The 22076-nt window shown below is 71.6% G+C and carries 25 protein-coding genes; 12 read left to right on the plus strand and 13 right to left on the minus strand.

Annotation, left to right across the window (positions count from 1 at the left end; translation table 11 throughout):
- Positions 1–10: 10 nt before the first annotated feature.
- Together ALI22I_RS10735 and ALI22I_RS10740 are read left to right on the plus strand one after the other, a co-directional pair.
- Positions 11–649 carry a hypothetical protein gene (locus tag ALI22I_RS10735; protein WP_077005300.1) on the plus strand — a complete coding sequence of 213 codons (639 nt, stop codon included), beginning with the start codon at positions 11–13 and terminating at the stop codon, positions 647–649.
- 79 nt (positions 650–728) lie between these two features.
- Positions 729–2303, plus strand: a complete 1575-nt coding sequence (locus tag ALI22I_RS10740) for a S8 family peptidase (protein ID WP_083751628.1) — start codon at positions 729–731, stop codon at positions 2301–2303.
- Here the strand turns inward: ALI22I_RS10740 and ALI22I_RS10745 are convergent.
- The gene (locus ALI22I_RS10745; protein ID WP_077005301.1) at positions 2255–2491 is read right to left on the minus strand and encodes a hypothetical protein; all 237 of its coding nucleotides are present in this window, start codon (positions 2489–2491) and stop codon (positions 2255–2257) included. The genes ALI22I_RS10740 and ALI22I_RS10745 overlap by 49 nt on opposite strands.
- Positions 2492–2830: 339 nt before the next feature.
- Here ALI22I_RS10745 and ALI22I_RS10750 point away from each other — a divergent pair, with 339 nt between their 5' ends.
- Positions 2831–4693 (plus strand): protein kinase domain-containing protein, encoded by a 1863-nt coding sequence (locus tag ALI22I_RS10750; RefSeq protein WP_179118185.1) that lies wholly within the window; start codon positions 2831–2833, stop codon positions 4691–4693.
- Positions 4694–4699: 6 nt separating this feature from the next.
- Here ALI22I_RS10750 and ALI22I_RS54600 read toward each other — a convergent pair whose 3' ends face one another.
- Genes ALI22I_RS54600 through ALI22I_RS10770 form a run of 4 tightly spaced genes read right to left on the minus strand, consistent with a single transcriptional unit; the run spans position 4700 to position 10481 of the window.
- Positions 4700–6661 (minus strand): transglutaminase family protein, encoded by a 1962-nt coding sequence (locus ALI22I_RS54600; protein ID WP_077005303.1) that lies wholly within the window; start codon positions 6659–6661, stop codon positions 4700–4702.
- A gap of 2 nt (positions 6662–6663) precedes the next feature.
- Positions 6664–7710 carry a DUF58 domain-containing protein gene (locus ALI22I_RS10760; protein ID WP_077005304.1) on the minus strand — a complete coding sequence of 349 codons (1047 nt, stop codon included), beginning with the start codon at positions 7708–7710 and terminating at the stop codon, positions 6664–6666.
- Positions 7711–7713: 3 nt separating this feature from the next.
- Positions 7714–8664, minus strand: coding sequence for an AAA family ATPase (locus ALI22I_RS10765; protein ID WP_077005305.1), 951 nt, complete (start codon positions 8662–8664; stop codon positions 7714–7716).
- The gene (locus tag ALI22I_RS10770; protein ID WP_077005306.1) at positions 8661–10481 is read right to left on the minus strand and encodes a fibronectin type III domain-containing protein; all 1821 of its coding nucleotides are present in this window, start codon (positions 10479–10481) and stop codon (positions 8661–8663) included. Before ALI22I_RS10770 ends, ALI22I_RS10765 begins: the two co-directional genes overlap by 4 nt.
- A 64-nt stretch (positions 10482–10545) precedes the next feature.
- Between ALI22I_RS10770 and ALI22I_RS10775 the strand changes: the two genes are divergently transcribed.
- Positions 10546–10974: a hypothetical protein gene (locus ALI22I_RS10775; protein ID WP_077005307.1), complete on the plus strand. Its 429-nt coding sequence runs from the start codon at positions 10546–10548 to the stop codon at positions 10972–10974.
- Positions 10975–11002: 28 nt separating this feature from the next.
- Here the strand turns inward: ALI22I_RS10775 and ALI22I_RS10780 are convergent, their stop codons facing one another.
- Positions 11003–12238 (minus strand): sensor histidine kinase, encoded by a 1236-nt coding sequence (locus tag ALI22I_RS10780; RefSeq protein ID WP_077005308.1) that lies wholly within the window; start codon positions 12236–12238, stop codon positions 11003–11005.
- Positions 12235–12912 (minus strand): response regulator transcription factor, encoded by a 678-nt coding sequence (locus ALI22I_RS10785; RefSeq protein ID WP_238598295.1) that lies wholly within the window; start codon positions 12910–12912, stop codon positions 12235–12237. Before ALI22I_RS10785 ends, ALI22I_RS10780 begins: the two co-directional genes overlap by 4 nt.
- Before the next feature lie 40 nt (positions 12913–12952).
- Here ALI22I_RS10785 and ALI22I_RS10790 point away from each other — a divergent pair, with 40 nt between their 5' ends.
- The 3 genes from ALI22I_RS10790 (at position 12953) to ALI22I_RS10800 (ending at position 14643) form a co-directional block, all read left to right on the plus strand.
- On the plus strand, positions 12953–13306 hold the full coding sequence (locus ALI22I_RS10790; RefSeq protein ID WP_077005309.1) for an AfsR/SARP family transcriptional regulator: 354 nt from the start codon (positions 12953–12955) through the stop codon (positions 13304–13306).
- A gap of 82 nt (positions 13307–13388) precedes the next feature.
- Positions 13389–13961, plus strand: a complete 573-nt coding sequence (locus ALI22I_RS10795) for a helix-turn-helix domain-containing protein (RefSeq protein WP_077005310.1) — start codon at positions 13389–13391, stop codon at positions 13959–13961.
- Positions 13962–13989: 28 nt separating this feature from the next.
- A complete protein-coding gene (locus ALI22I_RS10800; RefSeq protein ID WP_077005370.1) occupies positions 13990–14643 on the plus strand; it encodes a response regulator transcription factor in 654 nt (217 codons plus the stop codon).
- Between the two features lie 3 nt (positions 14644–14646).
- Here ALI22I_RS10800 and ALI22I_RS10805 read toward each other — a convergent pair whose 3' ends face one another.
- Positions 14647–15126 carry a hypothetical protein gene (locus ALI22I_RS10805; RefSeq protein ID WP_143532125.1) on the minus strand — a complete coding sequence of 160 codons (480 nt, stop codon included), beginning with the start codon at positions 15124–15126 and terminating at the stop codon, positions 14647–14649.
- 134 nt (positions 15127–15260) lie between these two features.
- Here ALI22I_RS10805 and ALI22I_RS10810 point away from each other — a divergent pair, with 134 nt between their 5' ends.
- Positions 15261–15587, plus strand: a complete 327-nt coding sequence (locus ALI22I_RS10810; protein WP_143532126.1) for a hypothetical protein — start codon at positions 15261–15263, stop codon at positions 15585–15587.
- A 475-nt stretch (positions 15588–16062) separates the two neighbouring features.
- On the opposite strand, the gene ALI22I_RS49030 is transcribed toward ALI22I_RS10810, so the two are convergent.
- Positions 16063–16644, minus strand: coding sequence for an alanine racemase (locus ALI22I_RS49030; RefSeq protein ID WP_077005313.1), 582 nt, complete (start codon positions 16642–16644; stop codon positions 16063–16065).
- Positions 16641–17288, minus strand: a complete 648-nt coding sequence (locus ALI22I_RS55555; protein ID WP_274522781.1) for a helix-turn-helix transcriptional regulator — start codon at positions 17286–17288, stop codon at positions 16641–16643. The genes ALI22I_RS49030 and ALI22I_RS55555 overlap by 4 nt, the downstream gene beginning before the upstream one ends.
- Between ALI22I_RS55555 and ALI22I_RS10825 the strand changes: the two genes are divergently transcribed.
- Positions 17234–17848 carry an alpha/beta fold hydrolase gene (locus ALI22I_RS10825; RefSeq protein WP_077005315.1) on the plus strand — a complete coding sequence of 205 codons (615 nt, stop codon included), beginning with the start codon at positions 17234–17236 and terminating at the stop codon, positions 17846–17848. The two genes, ALI22I_RS55555 and ALI22I_RS10825, sit on opposite strands and share 55 nt — an antisense overlap.
- 91 nt (positions 17849–17939) lie before the next feature.
- On the plus strand, positions 17940–18530 hold the full coding sequence (locus tag ALI22I_RS10830) for a Rho termination factor N-terminal domain-containing protein (protein WP_077005316.1): 591 nt from the start codon (positions 17940–17942) through the stop codon (positions 18528–18530).
- 229 nt (positions 18531–18759) lie between these two features.
- Here the strand turns inward: ALI22I_RS10830 and ALI22I_RS10835 are convergent, their stop codons facing one another.
- A complete protein-coding gene (locus ALI22I_RS10835) occupies positions 18760–19605 on the minus strand; it encodes a hypothetical protein (protein WP_077005317.1) in 846 nt (281 codons plus the stop codon).
- Positions 19606–19813: 208 nt separating this feature from the next.
- Positions 19814–20155, minus strand: coding sequence for a MerR family transcriptional regulator (locus ALI22I_RS10840; RefSeq protein ID WP_077005318.1), 342 nt, complete (start codon positions 20153–20155; stop codon positions 19814–19816).
- 148 nt (positions 20156–20303) lie between these two features.
- On the opposite strand from ALI22I_RS10840, the gene ALI22I_RS10845 reads away from it, so the two are divergent.
- Both ALI22I_RS10845 and ALI22I_RS10850 read left to right on the plus strand, forming a co-directional pair.
- The gene (locus ALI22I_RS10845) at positions 20304–20585 is read left to right on the plus strand and encodes a hypothetical protein (RefSeq protein WP_143532127.1); all 282 of its coding nucleotides are present in this window, start codon (positions 20304–20306) and stop codon (positions 20583–20585) included.
- A 236-nt stretch (positions 20586–20821) separates the two neighbouring features.
- Positions 20822–21046 (plus strand): hypothetical protein, encoded by a 225-nt coding sequence (locus ALI22I_RS10850; RefSeq protein ID WP_077005320.1) that lies wholly within the window; start codon positions 20822–20824, stop codon positions 21044–21046.
- A gap of 4 nt (positions 21047–21050) precedes the next feature.
- Here ALI22I_RS10850 and ALI22I_RS10855 read toward each other — a convergent pair whose 3' ends face one another.
- Positions 21051–21857, minus strand: coding sequence for an alpha/beta hydrolase (locus tag ALI22I_RS10855; protein WP_202970930.1), 807 nt, complete (start codon positions 21855–21857; stop codon positions 21051–21053).
- Positions 21858–22076: the final 219 nt, after the last annotated feature.

Consider the following 22076-nt stretch of genomic DNA (forward strand, 5'->3'; position numbering starts at 1 on the left):
GGAAACCCGAATGCCCGCAGTGCCTGACGTCGTCGAACCGGCGTTCCGGGTGCTGGCCGGCGCCCGGGACGCCAGGGCGTTGCACCCGCGTGGCCGGTGGTTCGAGGGCACGGTGAGCGTGACGTTCGACCCGGCGTTGCCGCTGCCGACGGGCGTCACCGACGTGGTCGGTCGGCTGTCCAAGGGCGCGGGCACGCCCGGCGGGCTGCCCGACGTGCTCGGGTTGGCGTTCCGGCTGCCGGGTCCCTGGGACGTGCTGCTGTCCACGTCGTTCGCCCGCGTACTGCCCCTGCCCGCACGGACGTGGTCGAGCGGTCGTTACGGCAGCATCAGCCCGTTCCGCTGGCGTGGTCGCCTGGTGTGGCTGGCCGCCGTCCCCGACCCGAACCGGGCCGGCTCGGCGTCGTTGGGCGATCTGCCGGACGAGTTGGGGTTCACCCTGGAGGTCGGCGGACCGTGGCGGCCGGTCGGCAGGCTCGTCGCCCGACCGCTGGACGTCGACCGCGACCTGCCCGCGCTCGACCCGGTGCGGAACCGGCCACCGGGCCTCGGCCTGGCTCCCGCCGTGCTCACCAGGGCGCGGGAGCGGGCCTATCGGGGCAGCCGGCGTGGACGTTCGCCCGATCCAGTGACAGCACCCGACGCATGATCGATCAGGGGCACGGGTAGTCGGAGGCCAGGACGAGCCGATCAGGGTTCGTCGCGCCACCGCACCAGGAGTACGTCCCATGCGATCTGATCGCTCGACCCGGCGACGGGTCGCGGCCGCCTGCCTGACGTCGGCAGCCCTGCTGCTGACCGGCTCCGGTCACCTCGGCTCCGCGACCGGTCGGCAGGCCGAGGGCGAGATCCTGGGCGCGAACCGACCGGGCGCGGTGGCGGACAGCTACATCGTCGCGCTGCGCGATCACGGCCTGAGCGCGCATCAGACCGCCGCCCAGGCCGCCGACCTGACTCGCGGGTACGGCGGCCGGGTCAAGCTCACCTACACCGCGACGATCCGGGGCTTCTCGGCCGCGATGAGCGAGGAGCAGGCGCGCCGGCTCGCCGCCGACCCGGCGGTGGAGTACGTGGAGCAGGACGGCACCGCGTACGCCACCGACACCCAGAACAACCCGACCTGGGGCCTGGACCGGGTGGACCAGAAGAAGCCGCCGCTCGACTCCAAGTACACCTACACCACCACCGCGTCCAACGTCACCGCGTACGTCCTGGACACCGGTATCCACAAGGCGCACGCCGATTTCGGCGGCCGAGCCGTCGACGGCCACGACTTCATCGACCAGGACACCGAGGCGCAGGACTGCAACGGGCACGGCACGCACGTCGCCGGCACCCTCGGCTCGGCCGCCTACGGCGTGGCCAAAGGCGTGAAGCTGGTCGGCGTCCGGGTGCTCGACTGCCAGGGCTCCGGCCAGTGGTCGCAGGTCATCGGCGGCTTGGACTGGGTGGCGCAGAACGCGGTCAAGCCCGCGGTGGCCAACATGAGCCTCGGTGGTCCGGCGCAGTCCTCTGTGGACGACGCGGTCAAGAAGGCCATCGCGGCCGGTGTGACTTTCGCCGTGGCCGCAGGCAACGAAAGCCGTGACGCGTGCGGCACCACGCCCGCCCGCACGCCCGAGGCGATCACGGTCAACGCGACCGACGACTCCGACAACCGGTCCTCGTTCTCCAACTACGGCAAGTGCACCGACATCTTCGCGCCGGGCTCGAACATCACCTCGACCTGGCACGACGGCGGCCACCGGGCCCTCAACGGCACCTCGATGGCCACGCCGCACGTGGCGGGCGCGGCGGCGCTGTACCTGGCGGCCAACCGCGCGGCCTCCCCGGCCGACGTGGCCAAGGCTTTGACCGACAACGCCACCGGCGGCGCGGTCGGGGACGGGGGTTCGGGTTCGCCGGACAAGTTGCTGCACACGGGGTTCATCGGCGGCGGCGACCCGAACCCGCCGACCTGCAAGGGCGGTTCGACCACCGACGTGGAGATCCCGGACGCCGGCGAGGCCCTCACGTCCGCCATCGTGGTGTCCGGATGCGACGGTCGCGGCACGGCCGCCACCGCGGTGAAGGTGGACATCGTCCACCCGTACACCGCCGATCTGGCGGTGGACCTGGTGGGCCCGAGCGGCGCGGTGTTCGCGCTGCACAAGCCCGGTGGTGTCACTTCCCCCGACGGAATCCACCAGACGTTCACCGTGGACACGTCGTCGGAGAACAAGAACGGCACGTGGACGTTGCGGGTCAAGGACGTCTACACGTACGACACCGGCAAGATCGACGGCTGGAGCATCACCTTCTGAGCCCGGTAGATCAGCGGCGGTGCTCGACTACGGCCGAGGGCCGTGCTGCCCTGAACCACGCGGTCGCGGGTGCGGCGGTGGAAGGCGAACAGCCCCACCGCCGCCACGGCGGCGAACCACACCACCTGGAGACCGAGGTGCCCTAGCGGGACGCGGTCCGAGTAGCCCGCCTCGGCCGACACCTGCATCGCGCCGTACGTGGGCAGGTAGGTCAGGCCGGCACTGTCGCCGGCCGGGTTGACCGGCGGGCGGGTTCTGCAGCACCGGGTCGATGAAGCTGGCCATGATGATCAGGAACATGCCCTCCAGCGGACCGCGCAGCACCGCGCCGAGGAGCACGCCGATCGACCCCGTAGGCCAGGGCGGCGGTGAACAGGCCGAGCGCGAGCAGGCCGGGTTGCTCGGGCCGCCGGCCCTGTGGTGTTCATGCGCGTCACGATGGACCGGCGGCGATGTCCGTGGTACCCGCGCGGCAGCTACCGGACACGGCGGTCGGCGGCTGGACGCGCTGCGGCACCGTGGGGACAATGAGCACCGCGATGGCGAATCCTCCTGGCAACCACCTCGTCCCCCTGGGCGTCGGCCCGGTGGCGACGGTGTACGCGGGCGGCGGGGCCGCGTACAAGGTGTTCCCGATTTCCCTGGACCGCCGCACCCGTACGGCGGTGGAACGCGAGATCGCCAGGTGGCGCCGCGTTCCCTTCACACCGGGCGTGCGCGGCGTGGAGGAGCTGGCCGACGGCGTGACTGCGGTCGTCTCGGAGCTGTGCCGGTACTCGCTGGCGACGAGAGTGCGCCACGACGGACAGCTGCCGGTCGCCGAAGTGCTGGACCTGGGGCGGGTGCTGGCCGAAGCCCTGGGCGCGGCCCACGCCGCGGGACTGGTGCACGGCGGCGTGACCGCGACCAACGTCCTGTTCCGCGCTTCGGGTGAGCCCGTGCTGGCCGACGGCGGCCTGGCCGTGCGCCGCGCTTTCCCGTCCGACCCGCCGGTCGACTTCGCCGCACCCGAGACCGTGCGCGACGCCGTGCGTGATGCGCGCACCGACCTGTACGGGCTGGGCGCCGTGCTGTACCTGGCGCTCACGGGCCAGGTGCCCTACCCGGGCCGGATGGGGGAGCGGGCGGAAGAGCACCTGCTGAGGCTCCTGGGCGCCCCGGTGCCGGAGGTCTCGCGACCGGACCTGCCCGCCGGCCTGGCCGACCTGGTCCGCGGACTGCTGGCGCGGGAGCCCGACAGCCGTCCGGTTGACGTGGCGGCCCGGTTGGCGGCCATCGCCGGCTCGGGCTTCGACGACTTCGACGACTTCGCCGACACCCCGTACCCCACTCCGCCCACCTACTTCCCGACCACATCGCCCCGAACGCACCCCGCACCCCCGATCCACCCACCACTCACCCAGCCACCGACGCCAACCGCGCCACCAACCGCACAGCCATTCACACCGCCGCCATTCACACCGCCGCCGTTCGTGCCGCCGCCGTTCGTGCCGCCGCTCAGCCAGCCTTCGCCAGGGCCGCAGCCAGGCGGTGTTCCACCTGTGTTCCTGCCGGTCGCGCCACCACCGGCTGATGCTCCGCCGGTGCAGCCGTTCGCGCCGCAGGGAAGCCAGGCCTCGGTAGCGCCGCCGGCCGGGGAACCAGTCGCACCTGTGCCGGTAGAGCCGTCGTTGGATCAGGCCGGGCTGGCTCAGCCGCTTGAGGTGCCGTCCGTGCCGCCGCTGGTGGAGCCGTCGTCGGATCAGGACTCGTCGGCTCAGGCGATTGAGGTGCCGTTCGCGCCGTCGCCGGTGGAGCCGTCGTGGGGTGGTGCTCCGTTCGTGTCACCGCCGGTTGTGCCACCGTCTGGACAGGTTCCGGTCGCGCCGCCGTACGCAGCGCCGATGCCGGCATCGCCGCAGGAGCCCGAGGGGTATTTCTCCGTCTCGCCCGCGCCGCCGGTGCGGATGCCGATCGCCGAGGTCAAGCCTTCGGACAAGGGGGATCGGCGGGGGCGTCTCGGGCTGGTCGTCGGCATTGTGGGCGCGTTGGGGTTGTTCGCCGCCGCGCCGATCCTCCTCCTCCGCGAAGATCCGCCGGCATCGGCGCCGGTCCCGCCGACCGTGAGTGCGCCGGGCGGTGAAGCGGCGGTTCAGATCGAGTTGGAGGTGGTCGGAGAGGGCGACAACCACGTTGAGCTCGCGTGGCGCGGCCCGGCCGACCTGGATTACGTGGTGGTTGTGGTTCCCGCGGGGCAACCTAATCGGAAGCTGCCGGAGTCGCGCGACAAGACGGCGCGGGTTCCGATCGAGCCCGGCCGGCCGTACTGCTTCGAAGTCTGGGGCACTGACGGGGACAAGAATTACCTCAGCCAGCCCGTATCCATCCGTGGAGCGGTCTGCAAGAGGTAGTGCCGGTCAGTAGCGGAACGCGGCTCGTAGCCGGGCTTTCCACGGCCGCCGCGCCAAACCCGACCGCACCGCTCGCACCGCCGACCACGCCTGCGCGCGCGCGTCCACCGGAGCACCCGACCACATCGTGGCGTCCACGGCCATCGCCAGGCCCGACAGGGCATCCGCGGTCGGCGGGTCGACCACGGGTCGGGCGGCGGTAGCGGCGTCCCGGACGGTCATCGCCGACGTCACCGCCACCCCGTGCCGGCGCAGACGATCGCGCACCTCGGCCCACGCGTCGGCCACCGTGCCGGAACGCCGACGTCGCCACGACCGCACACCCACCAGCAGCGGCAACGCCAGCAGCCAACCCACCGGCACGACCAGCAGCCACAGCGCCAACGCCCACGGCACCCTCCTGGCCGGAGCGACGTCCGGTGCGGCCGGCGGCAGCTCGGGCGGCACCATCTCGTCCGGCGACGGCAAGTCGGAACGGGTGTCCTCCAACACCCTGGGCAGCCCGTTCGAAGCCGACGACACCCGCGCCGACCCCGTCGGGTCCAACGCCACCCACCCCACACCCTCCACGGCCACCTCGGGCCACGCCAGGGCATCCCTGTTGCGCACCACCGAACCGCTGTCCGGCCCGGCGAACCCGACCACCAGCCGCGCCGGGATGCCGAGCAGCCGGGCCATGGCCACGTACGCCGCCGCGAACTGCTCGCGCGTCCCGCGCTTCTCCACCGTCAGGAACCGCTCCAACTGCGGCCACCCGTGCCCGACCGGCAGGTCACCGGTGGTCACCAGCTCGTAGTTGTCCCGCATGTACTTCTCCAGCAGCAACGCGGTCCGGAACGACGACCGCATCCTCCCCACCGCCTTCTCCGCCAAGTCGTGGACCGAAGCCGGCGCCGTGCCGACCCCGGCCTTCGCACCCGGCACCGAAGGATCGATCGCCTTCCCCATCAACGACACGGGGTCGACCTGCGGCTCCCACCAGGTCAACGTGTACGAGGAAGCACCGGCCTCGCTCAGCAAGGTGCCACGCGCCGGGTCCACCAGCGCGTCGACGCCCTCCACCGTGGCAGGCCAGGTCTGGCTCGGCAGCCAAGGCCCGTCCAACGACCCCAGCATCCGCACCTCGGCCGACCGCGAGGTAGGCGACTCGACGGCGGGCGGCAGTCCCGTGCCCATCCGCCGCAGCCCACCACCGGGCGTCCAGTTCACCCCGTCGAACTCGTCCAGCACCACGATCGGCCACCGGTCGACCGGGGCGGACGACGTGTACTCGAACACCGGCGTCGAAGGATCGGCCAGCCGCGACGGCAGCTCGTCGAGCGGACTGGCCACCCGCGGCGTCGCCAACGGCGCGAACTCGTCGGTCCGCAACGACAAAGCCGGCCCGGACGACACCACACCCAACGCCACCGCACCGACGACCCCGAGCGCCACCGCCGCCCAGGGAATCCCCCGCGCGACGATCACCGCACCACAAGCCGCGAAGGCTACGGCGGCAAGAATCGCCGACACACCACCGGCCGCCGCGTAAGCCTGGCTCAACACCACCACACCCAGCGCGGGCAGCAGAGAGACCAACGGCGCCCGCAGCCGGAGCAGGAGCTCGACCCCGAACACCGCGGCGGCCAACACCAGCAGCGGCACGAAGACGACGACCTCGGGCTCCGGGCGCGCCGGCCACGTCGTCTGCAACGCCAGCCGCCACGAGTCCGTCACCCCGGCGAACACGGCCGACGGGTCGGCGCGCAGCGCGACCAGCAGACCAGCCAGCCCCGCGAAGACCGCCGCCATCGCACGCCAAGCCTCACGCGAACGCAACCACAACGTCACCGCGAGAGCAGGCAGCACGGTCGCCCCGACCGGCAGCAGCAACGCGCCGACCCCGAACACCGGCCCGAACAGCAGACCCGCCACCGAAGCGGCCAGGTAGACCGCCACGAGACCGGACCCGCGCGCAACTGTCGGCATGCTCATCCCACCGCCTCGTTCCACCGCCGCACAGCCCGCTCCGCGTCCGGCGCCCAGATCACCCGCGCCCCGACCACGTCACCGGGGCCGCCGAGGGAGAACACGACATCCGGCCGCAGCGGCGCGATCGCGTCGAGCGGACCCGCCGTCACCACCACCAGGCTGCCGGGCGGACGCGACGGCAGCGCGGCATCGGGCCGCACCCCCAACACACACAGCTCGTCCAGCAACCGCCGAGCCCCCAGCACCCCGCCCCGCACGGTCACGTCCACGCCGCACGGCGTCAGCAGCCGCCCGTGACGACCGGCGACGACACCCGCGTGCAGCAGGGACGCGGCGATCTCCACGGCTTCCTCGAAACCCTTGGGGTGCCTGGTGTCCAGCAGCAACGTGAACCGGGGCTGGTCCGGGTCGGCGTAGTCGCGCACCATCAGCCGGCCGGTCCGCGCGGTCGCCTTCCAGTGCACCAGCCGCACCTCGTCACCGTGCACGTACTCGCGCACCTCGCGCAGGTCCAGCGAACCGCGCGGCGACTGGTCGGTGGTCGGGCCGTCGTGGTGGTGCCGCCGGTAACCGCCGGCGAACGGCCGGGCCGGGTGCAGCCGGGGGTGCACCCACAGCGTCACCGTGTCACCGGTGTCCACGAGGTTGCGCACCAGCCCCAACGGGTCGGCGCGTTCGATCGCCAACGGCCCGACGGTGTGCTTCCCCCGGGAGGTGGTCGGCAGTTCGTACCGGTACACCGCGTCCGCCCGCACGACCACGCCCCGCACGTGCGGCCCGCACCGGTCCCGCGCGGTGAAGCCGCCGCCCGCGTGCCGGACCGCCAGCCGCGCCAACGCGGGCCGGCCCCGTTCGACCCGGTCGGGGTAGACGTCCCGGCGCACGTCCACGCGCGGACGCCGGGCCGCGACGAAGAACGCCGCCACCACCGCGCCCACCGACAGCCCCGCCAACGCCTGGAACAACGGGTAACCGGCCCAGAAGCCGCCCACACCGCACAGCACGGCCGCGACGAGCACGGCGACGCCGCGTGGGGTCAACCGCACCGGTCAGCCCGCCGCGAGCGGTGCGGTGACCGTGCCCAGCACCTCCGCGACCACCTCGGCGGGCCGCCGCTGGTTCAGCTCCGCGTCGGGGGTCAGCACCAACCGGTGCGACAGCACCGGCTCGGCGACGGCCTTGATGTCGTCGGGCGTGACGAACAGCCGTCCCTCGGTCGCCGCCAACGCCTGCGCGGCCCGCACCAGGGCGATGCTGCCGCGCGGACTCGCGCCCCAGCGGACGGCGGCGTGCTCACGGGTGGCCGCCGCGACCCGGACCGCGTACTCGCAGATCGCGGGCGCGATGTGCGAGCCGCGGACCTCGGTGATCGCCGCGCGCAACGTCGGCATGTCGATCACCGGTTCGAGATCGTCCGGGCCGACCCGCGCGGCGTCGCTCATCACCACCAGCACCTCGGCGGCCAGGTCCGGGTAGCCGACGGACAGGCGCATCAGGAACCGGTCCAGCTGGGCCTCGGGCAACCGGTAGGTGCCCTCCATCTCGATCGGGTTCTGGGTGGCCACCACCAGGAAGGGGTGCGGCACCTCGTGCGCGACCGAGTCGACCGTCACCCGCCGCTCGGACATCACCTCCAGCAGCGCCGACTGCGTCTTCGGCGTGCCCCGGTTGACCTCGTCGGCCAGCACCACGTTGGCGAACACGCCACCGGGGTGGAACTCGAACTGCTCGGTCTTCTGGTGGTACACGGTCACCCCGGTCACGTCACCGGGCAGCAGGTCCGGGGTGAACTGGATGCGGTTCCACGTGCCGCCGACGCTGCGCGCCAGGCATCGCGCCAGCGTGGTCTTGCCCAGACCGGGCACGTCCTCGACGAGCAGGTGCCCCTCGGCCAGCAGCGCGGCCACGGCGTACCGCACCACTTCGGGCTTGCCGCGCACCACGCGCTGCACGTTGTCAGCGATCGCCTGGTACGCGAGCGTCGACTTCGGCGCGGTCATCGGTCCTCCCAGTAGATTCGGTTCGACTCGACGCCATTCACGACCACCCACACCTCTTGGCCCACACCGCCGAAGTGGAACCGATCGGTCGTCACGTTCCCCTGCGCGTCGCTGCGGCTGGTGTGGTCGTTGAATGCAGGCCACTTGGTCGAGTGGGCGACGATCGTGTAGTCGGTGTTCGGGGCGAAGCCGCGCAACTCGATGTGGATCAGAGAGCAGTCGGGCTTCTGGCAGTCCTCGTTGAAGGTTTCGGTCCGGCCGCGCGAGATGGTGAGCGTCGTCGGCTGCCGTGGTGTGGCCGCGGCGGTCGCGGGAGAACTCGACCCGGCGGAGTTCTGGGCTACGACGGTGAACGTGTACGCGGTGCCGTTGGCCAGGCCCGAGGCGGTGAAGCCGCGTTCACCACCGCCGACCGAGGCCGAGCCGCCGTTCCAGCTGATGTGGTAGGCGGTGACGGGCGCGCCGTTGTCGGCGGCGGCGCCCCAGGCCAGCACGACCGAGCCGTTGCCAGGCGTCGCGGTCAACCCGCCCGGCGCACCCGGTGGGCTCGCCGGGATCGGCGGCGGTGGTGGTGGCTGCCGACGCTGGGTCGGCTGCTGGGTCGGCTGTTGCGCGGGGGGCTGTTGCGCGGTGGGCTGCTGGGTGCCGAGAGCCGGCGGCGTGGTGGTGCTCGGGGGCGTCGTGGTCGACTCGGGCGGTGGCGCCTCGGATGTGCGGGAACCGCCGGTGCTGTCCACCGGCACCGGGGTCACCTTGCCCTCGGGGTCGACCACCAGCACGTGCTTGCCCTCGCCGCTCTCGACGTAGAGCCGCTTGTCCTCGTTCTTGGTCAGTCGCGGTGTGCCGCGTTCCGCGGGCACGGGGGTCTTCTCGGGCTTGCCGCTGGTGCCGTCGTAGGTGTGCAGCGTGCCGCCGCGCTGGTCGAGCACCGCCACGGTGGAGCCGGTGGACTCCGGTGTGGTGTAGTCGCCCGGCCCCAGCGGCACCACCACGGTCTGCGCGGGGGGCCGGTCGCTGACCACGTCCGCCGTGTCCACCAGGTACAACGTGCCCGAGGGGTCGACCATCGGCACGCGGCCGGTGACGTCGCCGGGGCCGATCTTCGTGGTGTCCGGCATGTTCGTGCCGATGGCCTTCGGCGGGCCGATGCCGCTGTCCTGCACCACCTGCATCGTGTCGGCGGTCGTGTCGACGAACACCGGCTGGTCGCCGACGACGGTCAGACCGCCCGCGTGCCCCGCCGTGATCGCGGCCGGGCAGGACGGCGCGGTGGCGTCCGCCGACAGGTGGCACAGCTGGCCGCTCTCGATCTTGTGCAGCCACAGCGTGCCGTCCGGGGTGGCCACCGGGTGGCCCAGCCGCTCGCCGATCGAGATCGGCGGCGTGGGCTTGTCGCCGCTGAGCCGCACCACACTGCCGGTCTCCCGGTAGACCAGGTACGGGCCGCCCGCGACCTGGAGCGCCACCGGCAGTTCGGCCTCGGTCGGCGCGGCGGTCGTGCCCTCCACCCGCAGCGTCGACTTGCCGAACTCGGTGTACTTGCCCTTGCCGATGACGTAGCCGCTGCTGTCGCTCTGCACGACCAGGCTGCCCTGCTCGGCGTCCGGCATGGCGACTTCGGCGTTGACCTGCTTGGTCGCGCCGTCGACGTGGAACACCTTGCCGAGCGCCGAGTTCAGCATCCAGTGCCCGGATTGCAGGAACTCCAGCTGCGGCACGCCCGACGCACCGCCGATGGCCAGGCCTGCCACGGTGAGGCTCGCGGCGGTCAGCAGGGCAACCGGCACGCGGCCCCGCCACTTCACTGAGATTCCCATTGCACCGACCCCCTAGTCTGCAATCACGTAGCGTATGGCATCCGATACAGAAACGGTCCAGCCCTTGTCTCGTACGCGGTTCCTGCTGCTCCTCGGCGTGCCGGCGCTGGTGGTGGTGCTCGTTCTCACGGTCGTGCTGACCGGTGAGCGGGACGTGCCCGTCGCCGACCTCCCGCCCACGCCGACCATCCTCGCCACCCTGCGCCTGGAACCCCGGACGCCCGAGGCCGGCGAGGAGGTTGTGGTCCGCGCCACAGTCTCGGCCGATCGGCCGATCACGGTGCGCGCGTTGACCGTGCAGGTCGTGCGGAACTCGACCAACGAGTCGCGCGACTTTCCCCCGCTCAACGAGCATTCGATCGGTACGACCGCGCAGGAGATCACCTTCCGACGCACCTTCGACGCCCCCGGCGAATACACGTATCTCCTCGCGTACCGGTTGGACGACGACTGGGTGCGGCTCAAGCCGTGGCAGACGTTCAAGGTCCGCTGACTCGCGTTCACGGTTCGCTGGCTCGCGTTCACGGTCCGCTGGCCGGCAGGACGAGCTCGAAGATCGCGCCGCCCTCCTCGGCGTTGAACACCCGCAGCGTGCCGCCGTGCGCCAGGGCGACCCAGCGCACGATCGACAGCCCGAGCCCGGACGACGCGCCGGAGCCGGTGAACCGGTCGAACACGCCCTCGGCCGCCGCCGGGTCGATGCCCGGCCCGTTGTCGGCCACCGTCACCCGGCCGTCGGCGACGGTGATGTGGACCATCGCCTCGCCGTCCGGCCGTCGGCCGTGCCGCAGCGCGTTGGTCAGCAGGTTGCCGATCGCGCGTTGCAGCAGGCTCGGGTCGGCGTTGACCATGGTCGGCGCGGCGGTGACGGTGACCCGGGTGTCCGGCGCGGGCGTCTCCTCGACGACCACGGCCACCAGCTGGTCCAGCCAGATCGGCTGGATCGCCAGCTGCTCGACACCCGCCGCCAGCCGGGCCCGGACGAGCAGGCCGTCGATGATGCCGCCCATCCGCGCGGCCAGCCCGACCGTGCGCGGCAGCAGTTCGGCGTGCTGGCCGGGGTTGCGCAACGCGGTCTCGGCGAGCGCGCGCAGTGCCGCCACCGGTGTGCGCAGGTCGTGCGCGGTTTCCGCGAGCAGCACCTCCTGCTGCTCCAACGCCGCCGCGGCGGGTCGGATCGCGCGACCCGACAGCGCGTGCCCGGCGAGCCCGAGCGCGACCACCAGCACCAGGCAGCCGCCGACCACTCGCCACACCACGCCGAGGTGTCGTGCCCGTTCCTGGCTCATGTCGGTGTAGGCGACGATCGCGCCGATCACCTCGCCGCTGGTTCTCTCCAACGGCTCGGCACGCACCCGCAGGTTGTCCTTCGGGCCCCACACCGTCTTGCCCTCGCTCACCGCCAAGGTGGCCAGGCCGCTGAGCACGCCGCCGTCGGCGGACACGCAGTTCTGCGCGCTCACGTGACCGCGGTACTCGGGGCCCGCGCCGCCGGGGAGGATCACGAACTGCGGGCATTCGTCGTTGATCGGGTCGGCGATGAGGTCGGCGGTGATCAGCGACTCGTCGAAGTCGATCAGCCTCCTCGCCACGGCGGTGACCCGGTGCAGGTCGGCGTCGAGCTCGGCCACGCCCTGCTCCTCGTCCTCCCGGATCACCAGGATGGCGAGCACGAGCAGGCCGGCGGTGTTCATCGCGGTGAACAGCACGGTGAGCAGCCGCCGCAACGCGCGTAGCCGTGCTGCTGAGCCACTCATGCGTTCCCCAATCGGTAGCCGTGTCCGTGGACGGTGTGGATCAGCTCGGGCGCGTGCAGTTTGCGTCGAAGCCTCTTGACCACGGCTTCGACCACGTTCGCCATGGGCTCGTCGTCCCAGCAGTGCTCGATCAGGTCGGTGCGGCTGACCACCTGCCCGGCGTGCGTGGCCAGGTACTCCAGCACGGCGAACTCCTTGCCCGACAGCGAGAGCAGCACGCCGGCGCGGCGCACCTCGTGCCGGATGCAGTCGACCTCCAGGTCGGCGTGGCGCAGCACGGCCGGTCTCCCGGCGCCGGCGCGGCGGCACAGCTTGAGCACCCGGGCGGTCAGCTCCTCGATGGCGAACGGTTTGACCAGGTAGTCGTCGCCGCCGTGGGCGAAGCCCGCCACCCGGTCGCCGACCGCGTCGAGTGCGGTGAGGAAGAGGACGGGCACCGTCCACCCGCGTCCGCGCTGGTCCTGGACGTAGTCGATGGCGTCGCCGTCGGGGAGCATGCGGTCGAAGACGACGCAGGCGTAGTTGTTGCCTCTGGTCGTGAACGCGCGGTGGGCGGCGGCGATGTCGGCCGCGGTGTCCACGTCCAGCGCGATGCCACCCAGCTCGACGCCGCGCAGCTCGGTCGCCACGGCGATCCGGAGGTTCTCGTCGTCCTCCACCACCATCACCCGCATGTCATCAGAACCTCATGTGTCGTGACGGATCGTTGACGGCGTGATCTTCCGAGTCCTCGGCCCGCAAGCCGGTGCCCGCAAGCCCGCCACCCTTCTGGCCGCGTTGCTCCTGCACGCTAACGCGTGGGTGAGCCTAGATGAGCTGATCGACGAGATCTGGCAGGAACAGGCCGTCCCGGTGTCGGCGGAGCGCAATGTGCGGACGTACGTCTGGCAGTTGCGGCAGGCGCTGCCGGCCGGTCGCATCGACGCCCGGCCCAGGTCATACCGGCTGCGCGTGTCGCCGGGTGAGGTGGACGCGGACGTTGCGCGGGCGTTGTCCTTACCGAAGCCGACGCGCTGCTGCGCATCGCCGGTGCTGCCGAAGCCGCGGTCGAAGCGGCGGTCGGCGTGATTTCCGCACATGTGCGGCTTGAACGACTGGATGGACTGCACGCTCGGGGCGTCGCCGCCTCGCTTCTCATCGGAGGTGTCCTGTGATCAAAGTGTTGCCGACCGGCATCGACGCGCTGCTCGCCCGAGCCCACACCGAGGTCGTGGTGATGGCCACCGGTGGGATGACGTTGCGTCGGATCGATCAGGCCAATCTGCGTCGCGGCGTGCGCTACCGGGTCTTGCTGCCCGACGTGCTGCGGCCCAACGCGCTGGCTCTGGCGCCGTGTGAGGTGCGGACGTTGCCGCACGTGCCGATGGACGCGGTCGTCGTGGACGGTGTCGCGGCGCTGCTGCCTGCCGAACAGGGCGTCGCGGTGTTCCAGCTGCCCAGTGTGGTGCGGGCGGCGGTGGAGTTGTTCGAGCGGATTTGGCCGGAGGCGGTGGCCGCGTATGACGTGTGCGACGACTCCGAGCTGTCGCGGCGGGAGAGCGAGCTGCTGGCGCTGTTGTTCGCCGGCAGCACCGACGAGGCCGCGGCGGCCCGGTTGGACGTGTCGGTGCGCACGGTGCGGCGGATGGTCGCGGACATCATGAACCGGCTCGGTGCGCGCAGCCGGTTCCAGTTGGGCGCGAAGGCCGCCGATCGGGGCTGGTTGTTGCAACGGGCGGGATGACGTCGGGCCCGTTGACTACGGTGGGGTGGTGCGCATCCTGGTGACCGAGGACGACCGAGACCTGCTGTTCGCCGTGGCGGTCACGTTGCGGGGTGCTGGTTTCGCGGTTGACGTGGCGGCGGACCTGGCGACTGCGGACGAGGCGCTGGCGGTCAACTCGTACGACTGTGCGGTGTTCGACCGCATGGTGCCGGGCGGTGACACGCTGGCCTACGTCCGGCAGCGCCGCCACGGCGGTCTGCGGGTGCCGGTGCTTTTCCTCACCGCGCTGGACAGCGTGGGCCACCGGGTGGAGGGGCTGGAGGTCGGCGACGACTACCTGGTGAAGCCGTTCGCGATGGAGGAGCTGGTGGTGCGGGTGCGCCGGCTGTGCCACCGCCAGGAGGTCAGCAGACCCGCCGTGCTGCGGCACGCGGACGTGGAACTGGACTCCGGCACGCGCCAGGTGCGCCGTGCCGGGGTGCTGCTCACGTTGACCCGCCGGGAGTACCTGGTGCTGGAACTGCTGCTGGCCAACGCGGGGCAGCCGGTGTCGAGGGCCGACCTCATCCGCTACGCGTGGGACGAGATGGCGCAGCCCGCGACCAACGTGCTGGACGTGCTCATGACGCAGCTGCGTCGCAAACTGCGCCAACCGCCGCTCATCCACACCGTGCGGCAGGTCGGCTACCGCCTGGCTTAGCCGTCAGCCGGAGACCAGCCGCAGGACCGCCGTGCCGTCCGTGACTCCGACCATCTGAACGGCGAGCACCCCGGCGCGGGGTGCGGGTGGAGGGCTCGGTTTGGTCGAGCACGAGCTGCCGCCTCCACCGGGGACGAACGACAACGTGCAGTGCCCCTTGAGCGTGCCGCTGCCTCCGCTCTGGGCCAGCGTCACCTCGAAGTCGATCCCGTCCGCGTGCATCGTCCGCACCGAGAACGTGCCCGGTCCGGCCGATCCGCCGAGCGCGATGTCGACCGGGCCGGATACCGCCACCTCGCACGTTCCGTCGGCGCACGCCGCGTAGTCCGTGCCGTCCGTCGCCGTCGGCGGCGGCGGGGGAGTGGTGGTCGTGGTGGTGGGAGCGGGAACGGCGGTGCCCGACACGGTGCCGCAGCCCGCTGCTGTCATCGCGGCGAGCAGCCCGCCGGCGATCAGCAGGCGGTCCACAGTGGATGGTGTCATGCGTCCAGCGTGGCTTGGTGGCGTGCTTATCGACGCGCGACGGCCGGAACATGCCAACGGTCCGGCGCAAGGTGCGAGCGTCACTAGCGTTGGTTCGGTCATCGGGTGGGAGGGGAATCGGCGTGGGAGGGTTGATGTCAGGGCGCGACGCTCTCAGGGCCGATCGCGCACGCGCACGGCTGCTGGAGGTGGCCGGGCCGGACCTGTACCGGCGCAACCCGTTCCGGGTCACGGGGTTGCGGACCGATGCGTCACCGCGCGAGGTGCGTGCGCGGCGGCAGCTGTCGGTCGGGGTTTCGACCTTGGTCGGTGGGGTGCCACCGCGTGACGACCGTCTGCCGTTGCCCGACGATCCGAGCCCGGAGCAGGTGCGGAACGCGTTCGACGAGTTGGGCCACACGGGGCACCGGCTGGTGGGCGAACTGTTCTGGTGGTGGCGCGGCGTGCACCCGTCGAGTTGACCGAGGCGGCACGGCGGCTGGACCAGGCGTTGCCGTACGGACGTCACGCGGGGGCGGCACGTCTGCGTGAGCCGGCCGCGATCCTGATGAACAACTGCGCGCTCGCCATGATGGACCAGCGCCGACCCGACCGGTTGAGGATCAAGGCGTTGCTGGCCGAAGCGGAACGGCTGGCGGTGGACGAGTCCACCAAGACGACGGTGCGGGCCAACTTCGAGTCGTTCGAAGACGGTTCGGCCGATGTGGATCTCGGTTCGATCAAGAAGATGTTGGCCAGAGAGCAGTTCCTGGCTGTGGCCGAGCAGGCGCGGAGGGACGAGGACGCGGACGCCGCGGAACGGGTGTCCGGACGCGCGCTGGACCTTGAGGTGGTGCTGCTGCGCCGTGACGGCAGCCTCGACGTCACGGTCTTCCACTACTTCCGCGCCAACGCCGACCGGATGTCGTCACCGAACCAGGCCAGGGTGCTGATCGATCAGGGCGAGCACGCCCTGATGACCGGTGACACCAGGACCCTCTCCGAGGTGAACCAACGCATCCGAGGTCTACTACCCGCCACCATGTCCGACCCCACCACGGGCGGCGTGCGACGGCAACGGGGGTTCAGCGCATGACCGGCCCTACCGCCTCGACCGGCCACCCTTCGACCGCCGGCGCGATTGCGGGGTTGGCGCACGAGGTCCGACTTGCGGAAGCGGCTGAGCAGGCGCGTGCGGGGGACTACGAGCGTGCGCTGACCACCCTTGACCTGGTTCCCGCCGATCATCCGGACCGGCTGGACCTGGTGGCCCGCCACCACTCGGTCCAGTTTGGACGGTGCGATGCCCACCGCGTACACGATGTCGGTGAACCCGTCGTCCGCGAACGCCTCGGCTTCGCGCAACGTCGAGACGGTGATCGGCCCCGTGCCGCCGTCGAACACCAACCTGGCCACGTCCACCGACTTGGCCGTCTTCACGTGCGGGCGCAGGGGAGCGCCGAGCGCGTCGAGGTGGGCGCGCAGGCGGTCGACGTTGCGCCGAACCTTCGCCTCGTCCACGAGCAGGTAAGGGGTCATAGCTCCTCCTCGGTGTGATTGGTCCGGCACGCGGCCAGGTCGGCGTAGAGGGAGGCCCGCGAGGTGCCCAGACGTGCGGCGACACGGGGTGCCGCACCACGCAGCTGGAACACCCCGCGTTGGTCGAGAGCCCGCAACAACCGCAGGCGTTCCGGCTTGCCCAGGCCGTCCACGGGCTTGGCCAGCGCTAGTTCCTCGGCCCGCACCACGGCGTCGATGACGTCCTCGATGTCGTCGGTGAACGTGGTCGTCGCGGTCGGGACACCGCCACCGGCCAGGTCCGCGAGCAGGTCCACCACCTGCCGCAACGCCGTCACGTCCAGGTTCACGCACAGCGCCCCGAACACCTCGCCCCGTTCGTCCCGCAACGGCATGGTGGACGACGTGACCAACCGGCCGTCGGGCGTGCGGGTCAGGTAGTTGAGCTCGTTGACCGCCTCGTTCCCACGGGCGAGCACGGCCAGGCCGATCTCGCTCATCGCGCCCCCGACCCGGACTCCGGCCGGGGCTCCAGGCGTGCCGACGGTCCGCTGGTGGCGATCGTTCCCGGTCTCGGTGCCCTCGGATACCTCGTCGACGCGCTGGCCGGGTGCGGGGGCTGGGCCAGGTCGTTCCTGCTCGACGTGCCGGGTTCGGGCACCGATCGCCGCGCCCGTGCCCGGCCGAGGTGACGGCGGTCGCGGACACCGTCGAGGCGTGGCTGGACGTGGTGGCGGGTGACGCGCGGGTCGTTCTCGTCGGCCATTCGACGGGCGCTCAGGCCGCTCTCCACGTGGCCGTGCGACGTCCCGACCGGGTGGGGTCGCTGGTGCTGATGGGGCCGACGTTCCCGCCCGAGCAACGGAGGTTCCCCGGCCTGTTCCGGGAGTACGCGAGCAACTCGCGCCACGAGCCGCCCGGTCTGCTGCCGGTGACCGTGCCGTACTACGTGCGCGGCGGTCGTCGTGAGCTGACCAGGTTCATCCGCTCCGCGCATCGGGACGAGCCGGAGCGGGTCATCCCGGACGTCCGGTGCCCGACCCTGCTGATCCGGGGCGAGCAGGACCGTTTCGCGCCCCAGACCTGGGTGGACCGGCTCACCGCCGCCGCGCCCGACGCGTGGTCGGCCGTCACACCCGGCGCGCACGCGTTCCCGTTCCGCCACGGCGGGTTGACCGCCTCGCTCATCGCCCAGGCGGCCCGCCGAGCCGGCCTCCTGTCCTGAAGAGATCCCTGCAGAACTTCTCCTGAGGAACCGACCGGCCGCGCGAATCGCACGGGTCGGTGGGGGTAGCCCACCGCCGAAGGAGGACGACATGACCAGACAGAAGGAAAAGAGCGGCCGGACGGCCGGCAAGTCCAAGGTCAGCGAGAGCGAACTGGCGGAGATGACCGTGGCGCAGCTGCGGGACAAGGCGTCCGACCTCGGCCTGAGCGGTGTTCACAGCCTGCGCAAGGACCAACTCGTGCACGCCGTCGCCGAGGCCATGAGCGGTCGGAGCGCACCGCGACCCCGCAGGGAGAGTGACTCCGGCGGCGGCATCCGTGGCGGCAAGAAGTCGTCGAAGAGCCTGAAGTACGCCCAAGAGGTCACCTCTCCGGACGACGACCCCGAACGGCCGGGCCGCAGCCTCGCCACCACCAGCCACGACGTCATCCGGCAGTGGGCCGAGGCGCGCAACGCCACGCCCGCCACCGTCGAGGGCACCGAGCACGGCGACCACCTCGGCGTGCTCCGCTTCGACTTCCCCGGTTACAGCGGCGACAAGCTGCGCCCCGTCGACTGGGACGAGTGGTTCGCCACCTTCGACGAACGCGGCCTGAACTTCATCTACCAGGAAGAACGCTCCGACGGCTCCCAGAGCAACTTCTTCCGCCTAGAAAACCCCAACCGCGAAGACGCCTAACCCCCACGCGTGTCCAACGTTCCGAACGCGCGTGTCCAACGCTCAGAACACCCGAGTTGAACGCTCAGAACGCGCGTGTCCTTGGAGACGTTGGACTAGTGATGTTCTGAGCGTTCAACTCGCCCGTTCCCGACGTTGGACACGCGTGTTCTGGACGTTGGACACGCCCGTTCCCGACGTTGGACACGCCCGTTCTGGAGGTTGGACACGCGGGTTGGGGTGGGTGGGGTTAGGCGGCGGGGTTGGATTCGGTTCGGGGGGCGGGGATGTCGTCGGGTGGGGTGTGCAGGAGGGGGTCGGCTTCGGCTAGGAGGTCTCGGGCGTTGCGTAGGCCGGCGGCGATTCGGTCGCGTCGTGTGCGGAGTTCGTCTACTCGGTGGCGGGCATCGGCGACGATGCGGCGGGCGTGTTCGCGGGCTTGGCGGACCAGGTGATCGGCGCGTGCGCGGGCGGCGGCCTCTTGTTCGGCCATTGCGGCCATGGACTCGGCTCGCCGGGCGCGCATGGCCATCTCGAAGTCGAGCTGGACCTCTTCGCGTAACGCCGCCGCCTGCTCGTCCAGCTCACGTCGCCGCTGTTCGGCCGACCGGGTCTCCGCCAGGATTCGCTCACCGGCCTGCCGCATCAGGTCCCGGTGCTCGGCCTCGGCTTCCCGCCGCCGCGCGTCGAGTTCGTCCACGAGCCGTTCCGAGCGCTCCCGCAACCGCGTCACGGCCCGTTCCGCCGTCGTCCAGTGCTGCTCGGCAACGGCCTGTGCCCGTTCGGTGACCTCAGCGGCCTCGTCGTGCGCCAGCTCCACCATCCGCCGCAGGCGGTCGGTGAGCGCGTCCGGCTCGATCGGCGTGCGGCAGATCCGGTCGATGTGCTTGCGCAGTGCGCGGATCTCCGCCCGGGCGGTCTCCAGTTGACGGGCGAGGTCGTCGGCTCGGGCCACGGCCGCGTCGCGGTCGACCGCGAGCACCCGCAGCTCGGCCTCGACACCCTCCACGTAGTGCCGCACCTGGCCCCGGTCGTAACCGCGCCACACCACGTCGAAGTCCGCCCGCAACGGCACCAGGTCCACGTCCACCGCCATCACCGCAACACCTTTCCTCGTCGGCCAGTCGATCGAGGGACACCCGAAATCGAGTGAGTGATCGACACCATCTTGGTCGTGGTGGATGGTGCGCTCCACCCTCGACTTTGTTAGCACTCGGAGGCGGAGAGTGCCAAATGCGGGTCCGTCCGCCGATCGGGGAGGCCGTGGTGGGAGGTCGTCGGGGGAGGCCGTCGTGTCGGGCCGGTCAGGCGACGGGACCACCTGGCGTCGGGTCTTCCGCGCAGGCGGCGAGTTGGCTGCGGAGGTCGGCGATCTCGGCGCGGGCCGCGGCGAGCGTGTCCTCCAGCTCCAGGATGCGCACGGTGGCGGCGAGGGAATGCCCCTGGTCGAACAGCGCCCGCACGCGTTGGACGAGTTCGAGCTGCCTGCGGCTGTAGCGGCGATGACCCGCCCCGGAGCGGTGCGGAAGGACCAGCTCGGCGGTGTCCAGACTGCGCAGGAACGCCTGCCGCACACCGAGCAGGTCGGCCGCTTGTCCGATCGTGTAGGCCGGGAAGTCGACGTCGTCGAGTTCGTTCAGGCCCACGGCGGACAGCTCCTCCCACCGCAGGCCATCCCCTGACCTGCTCGCCGCACCGTAAACCCGACCGAGTACTTGACACAATCTCCAGTCGAGGCTATAAGAAAAGTGTATCGGTCAGTGACCCGGTGATCGTGGCCTGGGAGTGATCGACGTGAACGGCAGGAGTTGCGTCCGGGATACCGGGCAGGTCGGTTTCGCCGACCTGGTCCTGGCGGACCAGGGCTGGCTCGACGCCGAGTTCGACGCGATCGTCGCCGCCAACTTCGGCGCCTACTCCACGCCCCGGCCCTGGTTCACCGAGCGGGGACCGTCCGGAGCATTCCGCGGCCCCGACCGGTCCGCCGGACCACGAGCCCGTCCCGCGGCCCACGCGGCGCACCGGGTCGATCCGCGCGAGCGGTCACCTCCGCCGCGTCGGATCGACGGTGGTTGAACGGCGGAGGAGGTGACGGCAAGCGGGGGATGCGGCTCGTTCGGCGAGGTGGCTCGCTCCTGCGGTCGACCGGAGTGCCCGGTCCTGCGTCTCGTGACGCGTTCGGCGAGCACCACGAGTCCGGGTCCCCGATGGTGTGTGAATCCGTTCCTGAAGTTCATGTCCGTCCGCCCGTCGCGACCCTGGGGTTGCGGCGGGCACCGTCCTGTCCGCAGCCGCTGTGGAGGATCACCGTGATGAGCCTGGAAAAGCCGTGGAACGACGTGGCCGACCAACTGCGCCTCGCCGAGCCCGAAACCGAGGCCGAGACCGAGATCGTCGACGAAGAGGCCGCGGTCGGTCGGGCGGAACCCGTTCCGGAACCGGCGGAGGCGGATGTGGTCGAGGCCGACCCGGCCGACGTCGCCGATCAGCGCCGCGCCGTGCCGCCGCCCGACGACATCCCGGGCGACTCCTGGTAGCCGGTCAAGGCCTCGCCAGGTCGGCGATCGCGCCGACCAGTTCCGGCCCGTCCAGCAGCACGCGGTCGTTGTGGTCGGCCCCCGGCACCTCGACGGTCCGGCCGCCCGCCGCCGTCGCCACCGCGCGGCTCTGCTCGGGCGGGACGATCGAGTCGGACGTGCCGTAGACGACGGTGACCGGTGCCGAGACCCGTGCCACGTGCTCCGCGGTCGGGAACTTGTCCAGCAGCAGCCACCGCACCGGCAGGAACGGGTAGTGGCGCGCGCCGACCGAGGCGAGGTCGGTGAACGGCGAGCGCAGGACCAGCCCGGCCGGCGCGTGTTCGGTGGCCAGTTCCGCGACCACCGCGCAGCCCAGGCTCTCGCCGAAGTACAGCAACCGCTCGGGCGGCACGCCGGCGTCACGCACCAGGAACTCCCGGGCCGCACGGACGTCCAGCGCCAGCCCGGCCTCCGTCGGGTCGCCGGGGTTGCCGCCGTACCCGCGGTAGTCCAGGAGCAGCACCGACAAGCCGCGTGCGGTGAGCGCACGGGCGAGCGGGGTACGGAGGTGGCGGTTCCCGGCGTTGCCCGGCGCGACCAGCACGGTGGCGCGTGGCGAGCCGACCGGGAAGTACCAGGCGCTCAGGCGCAGGTCGTCGGCGGTGACCAGGGTGACGTCCCGTCCGCCGGGCAGGATCTCGGCCGCACTCGGCAGCGGCCCGCCGGACGGCAGGTAGATGAGTTTGCGCTGGAACGCGAAGGCGCTACCGAACACCACGGCCACGATGGTGACGACCACCGCGAGAACTGACAACACCCGCCTGCGCACCGGACCATCATGCGGTGCGTGGGGTGTTGCACGGGCGGGTTCGGGCTGGACGGCCGGCGCAGGCCGGTGGTTCCCGTGGCCGTGCACCGGCGGTGGTGGACAACGCCGACGTCCTCTTGGGACGAGGTGAGGAGCGTGTCGGCCGACATACAGTACGGGGGTAAGGTGCGCGGGCGCGCCCATGACGGCGGTCACCCCTGCGCCGGTCGAGTTGCCCCA

Origin of the sequence: Saccharothrix sp. ALI-22-I, from assembly GCF_001984175.1 — a bacterium.
GTDB lineage: Bacteria > Actinomycetota > Actinomycetes > Mycobacteriales > Pseudonocardiaceae > Actinosynnema.

What these genes read in the sequence shown, in the direction of transcription:
- ALI22I_RS10735 (WP_077005300.1), top strand. Translation starts at nt 11, where the DNA reads ATGCCCGCAGTGCCTGACGTCGTCGAACCGGCGTTCCGGGTGCTGGCC.
- ALI22I_RS10810 (WP_143532126.1), top strand. Translation starts at nt 15,261, where the DNA reads ATGTCAGGGCGCGACGCTCTCAGGGCCGATCGCGCACGCGCACGGCTG.
- ALI22I_RS10765 (WP_077005305.1), bottom strand. Translation starts at nt 8,664, where the DNA reads ATGACCGCGCCGAAGTCGACGCTCGCGTACCAGGCGATCGCTGACAAC.
- ALI22I_RS10850 (WP_077005320.1), top strand. Translation starts at nt 20,822, where the DNA reads ATGAGCCTGGAAAAGCCGTGGAACGACGTGGCCGACCAACTGCGCCTC.
- ALI22I_RS49030 (WP_077005313.1), bottom strand. Translation starts at nt 16,644, where the DNA reads ATGACCCCTTACCTGCTCGTGGACGAGGCGAAGGTTCGGCGCAACGTC.
- ALI22I_RS10745 (WP_077005301.1), bottom strand. Translation starts at nt 2,491, where the DNA reads ATGCAGGTGTCGGCCGAGGCGGGCTACTCGGACCGCGTCCCGCTAGGG.
- ALI22I_RS10835 (WP_077005317.1), bottom strand. Translation starts at nt 19,605, where the DNA reads ATGGCGGTGGACGTGGACCTGGTGCCGTTGCGGGCGGACTTCGACGTG.
- ALI22I_RS10780 (WP_077005308.1), bottom strand. Translation starts at nt 12,238, where the DNA reads ATGAGTGGCTCAGCAGCACGGCTACGCGCGTTGCGGCGGCTGCTCACC.
- ALI22I_RS10740 (WP_083751628.1), top strand. Translation starts at nt 729, where the DNA reads ATGCGATCTGATCGCTCGACCCGGCGACGGGTCGCGGCCGCCTGCCTG.
- ALI22I_RS10785 (WP_238598295.1), bottom strand. Translation starts at nt 12,912, where the DNA reads ATGCGGGTGATGGTGGTGGAGGACGACGAGAACCTCCGGATCGCCGTG.
- ALI22I_RS54600 (WP_077005303.1), bottom strand. Translation starts at nt 6,661, where the DNA reads ATGCCGACAGTTGCGCGCGGGTCCGGTCTCGTGGCGGTCTACCTGGCC.
- ALI22I_RS10770 (WP_077005306.1), bottom strand. Translation starts at nt 10,481, where the DNA reads ATGGGAATCTCAGTGAAGTGGCGGGGCCGCGTGCCGGTTGCCCTGCTG.
- ALI22I_RS10805 (WP_143532125.1), bottom strand. Translation starts at nt 15,126, where the DNA reads ATGACACCATCCACTGTGGACCGCCTGCTGATCGCCGGCGGGCTGCTC.
- ALI22I_RS10830 (WP_077005316.1), top strand. Translation starts at nt 17,940, where the DNA reads ATGACCAGACAGAAGGAAAAGAGCGGCCGGACGGCCGGCAAGTCCAAG.
- ALI22I_RS10750 (WP_179118185.1), top strand. Translation starts at nt 2,831, where the DNA reads ATGAGCACCGCGATGGCGAATCCTCCTGGCAACCACCTCGTCCCCCTG.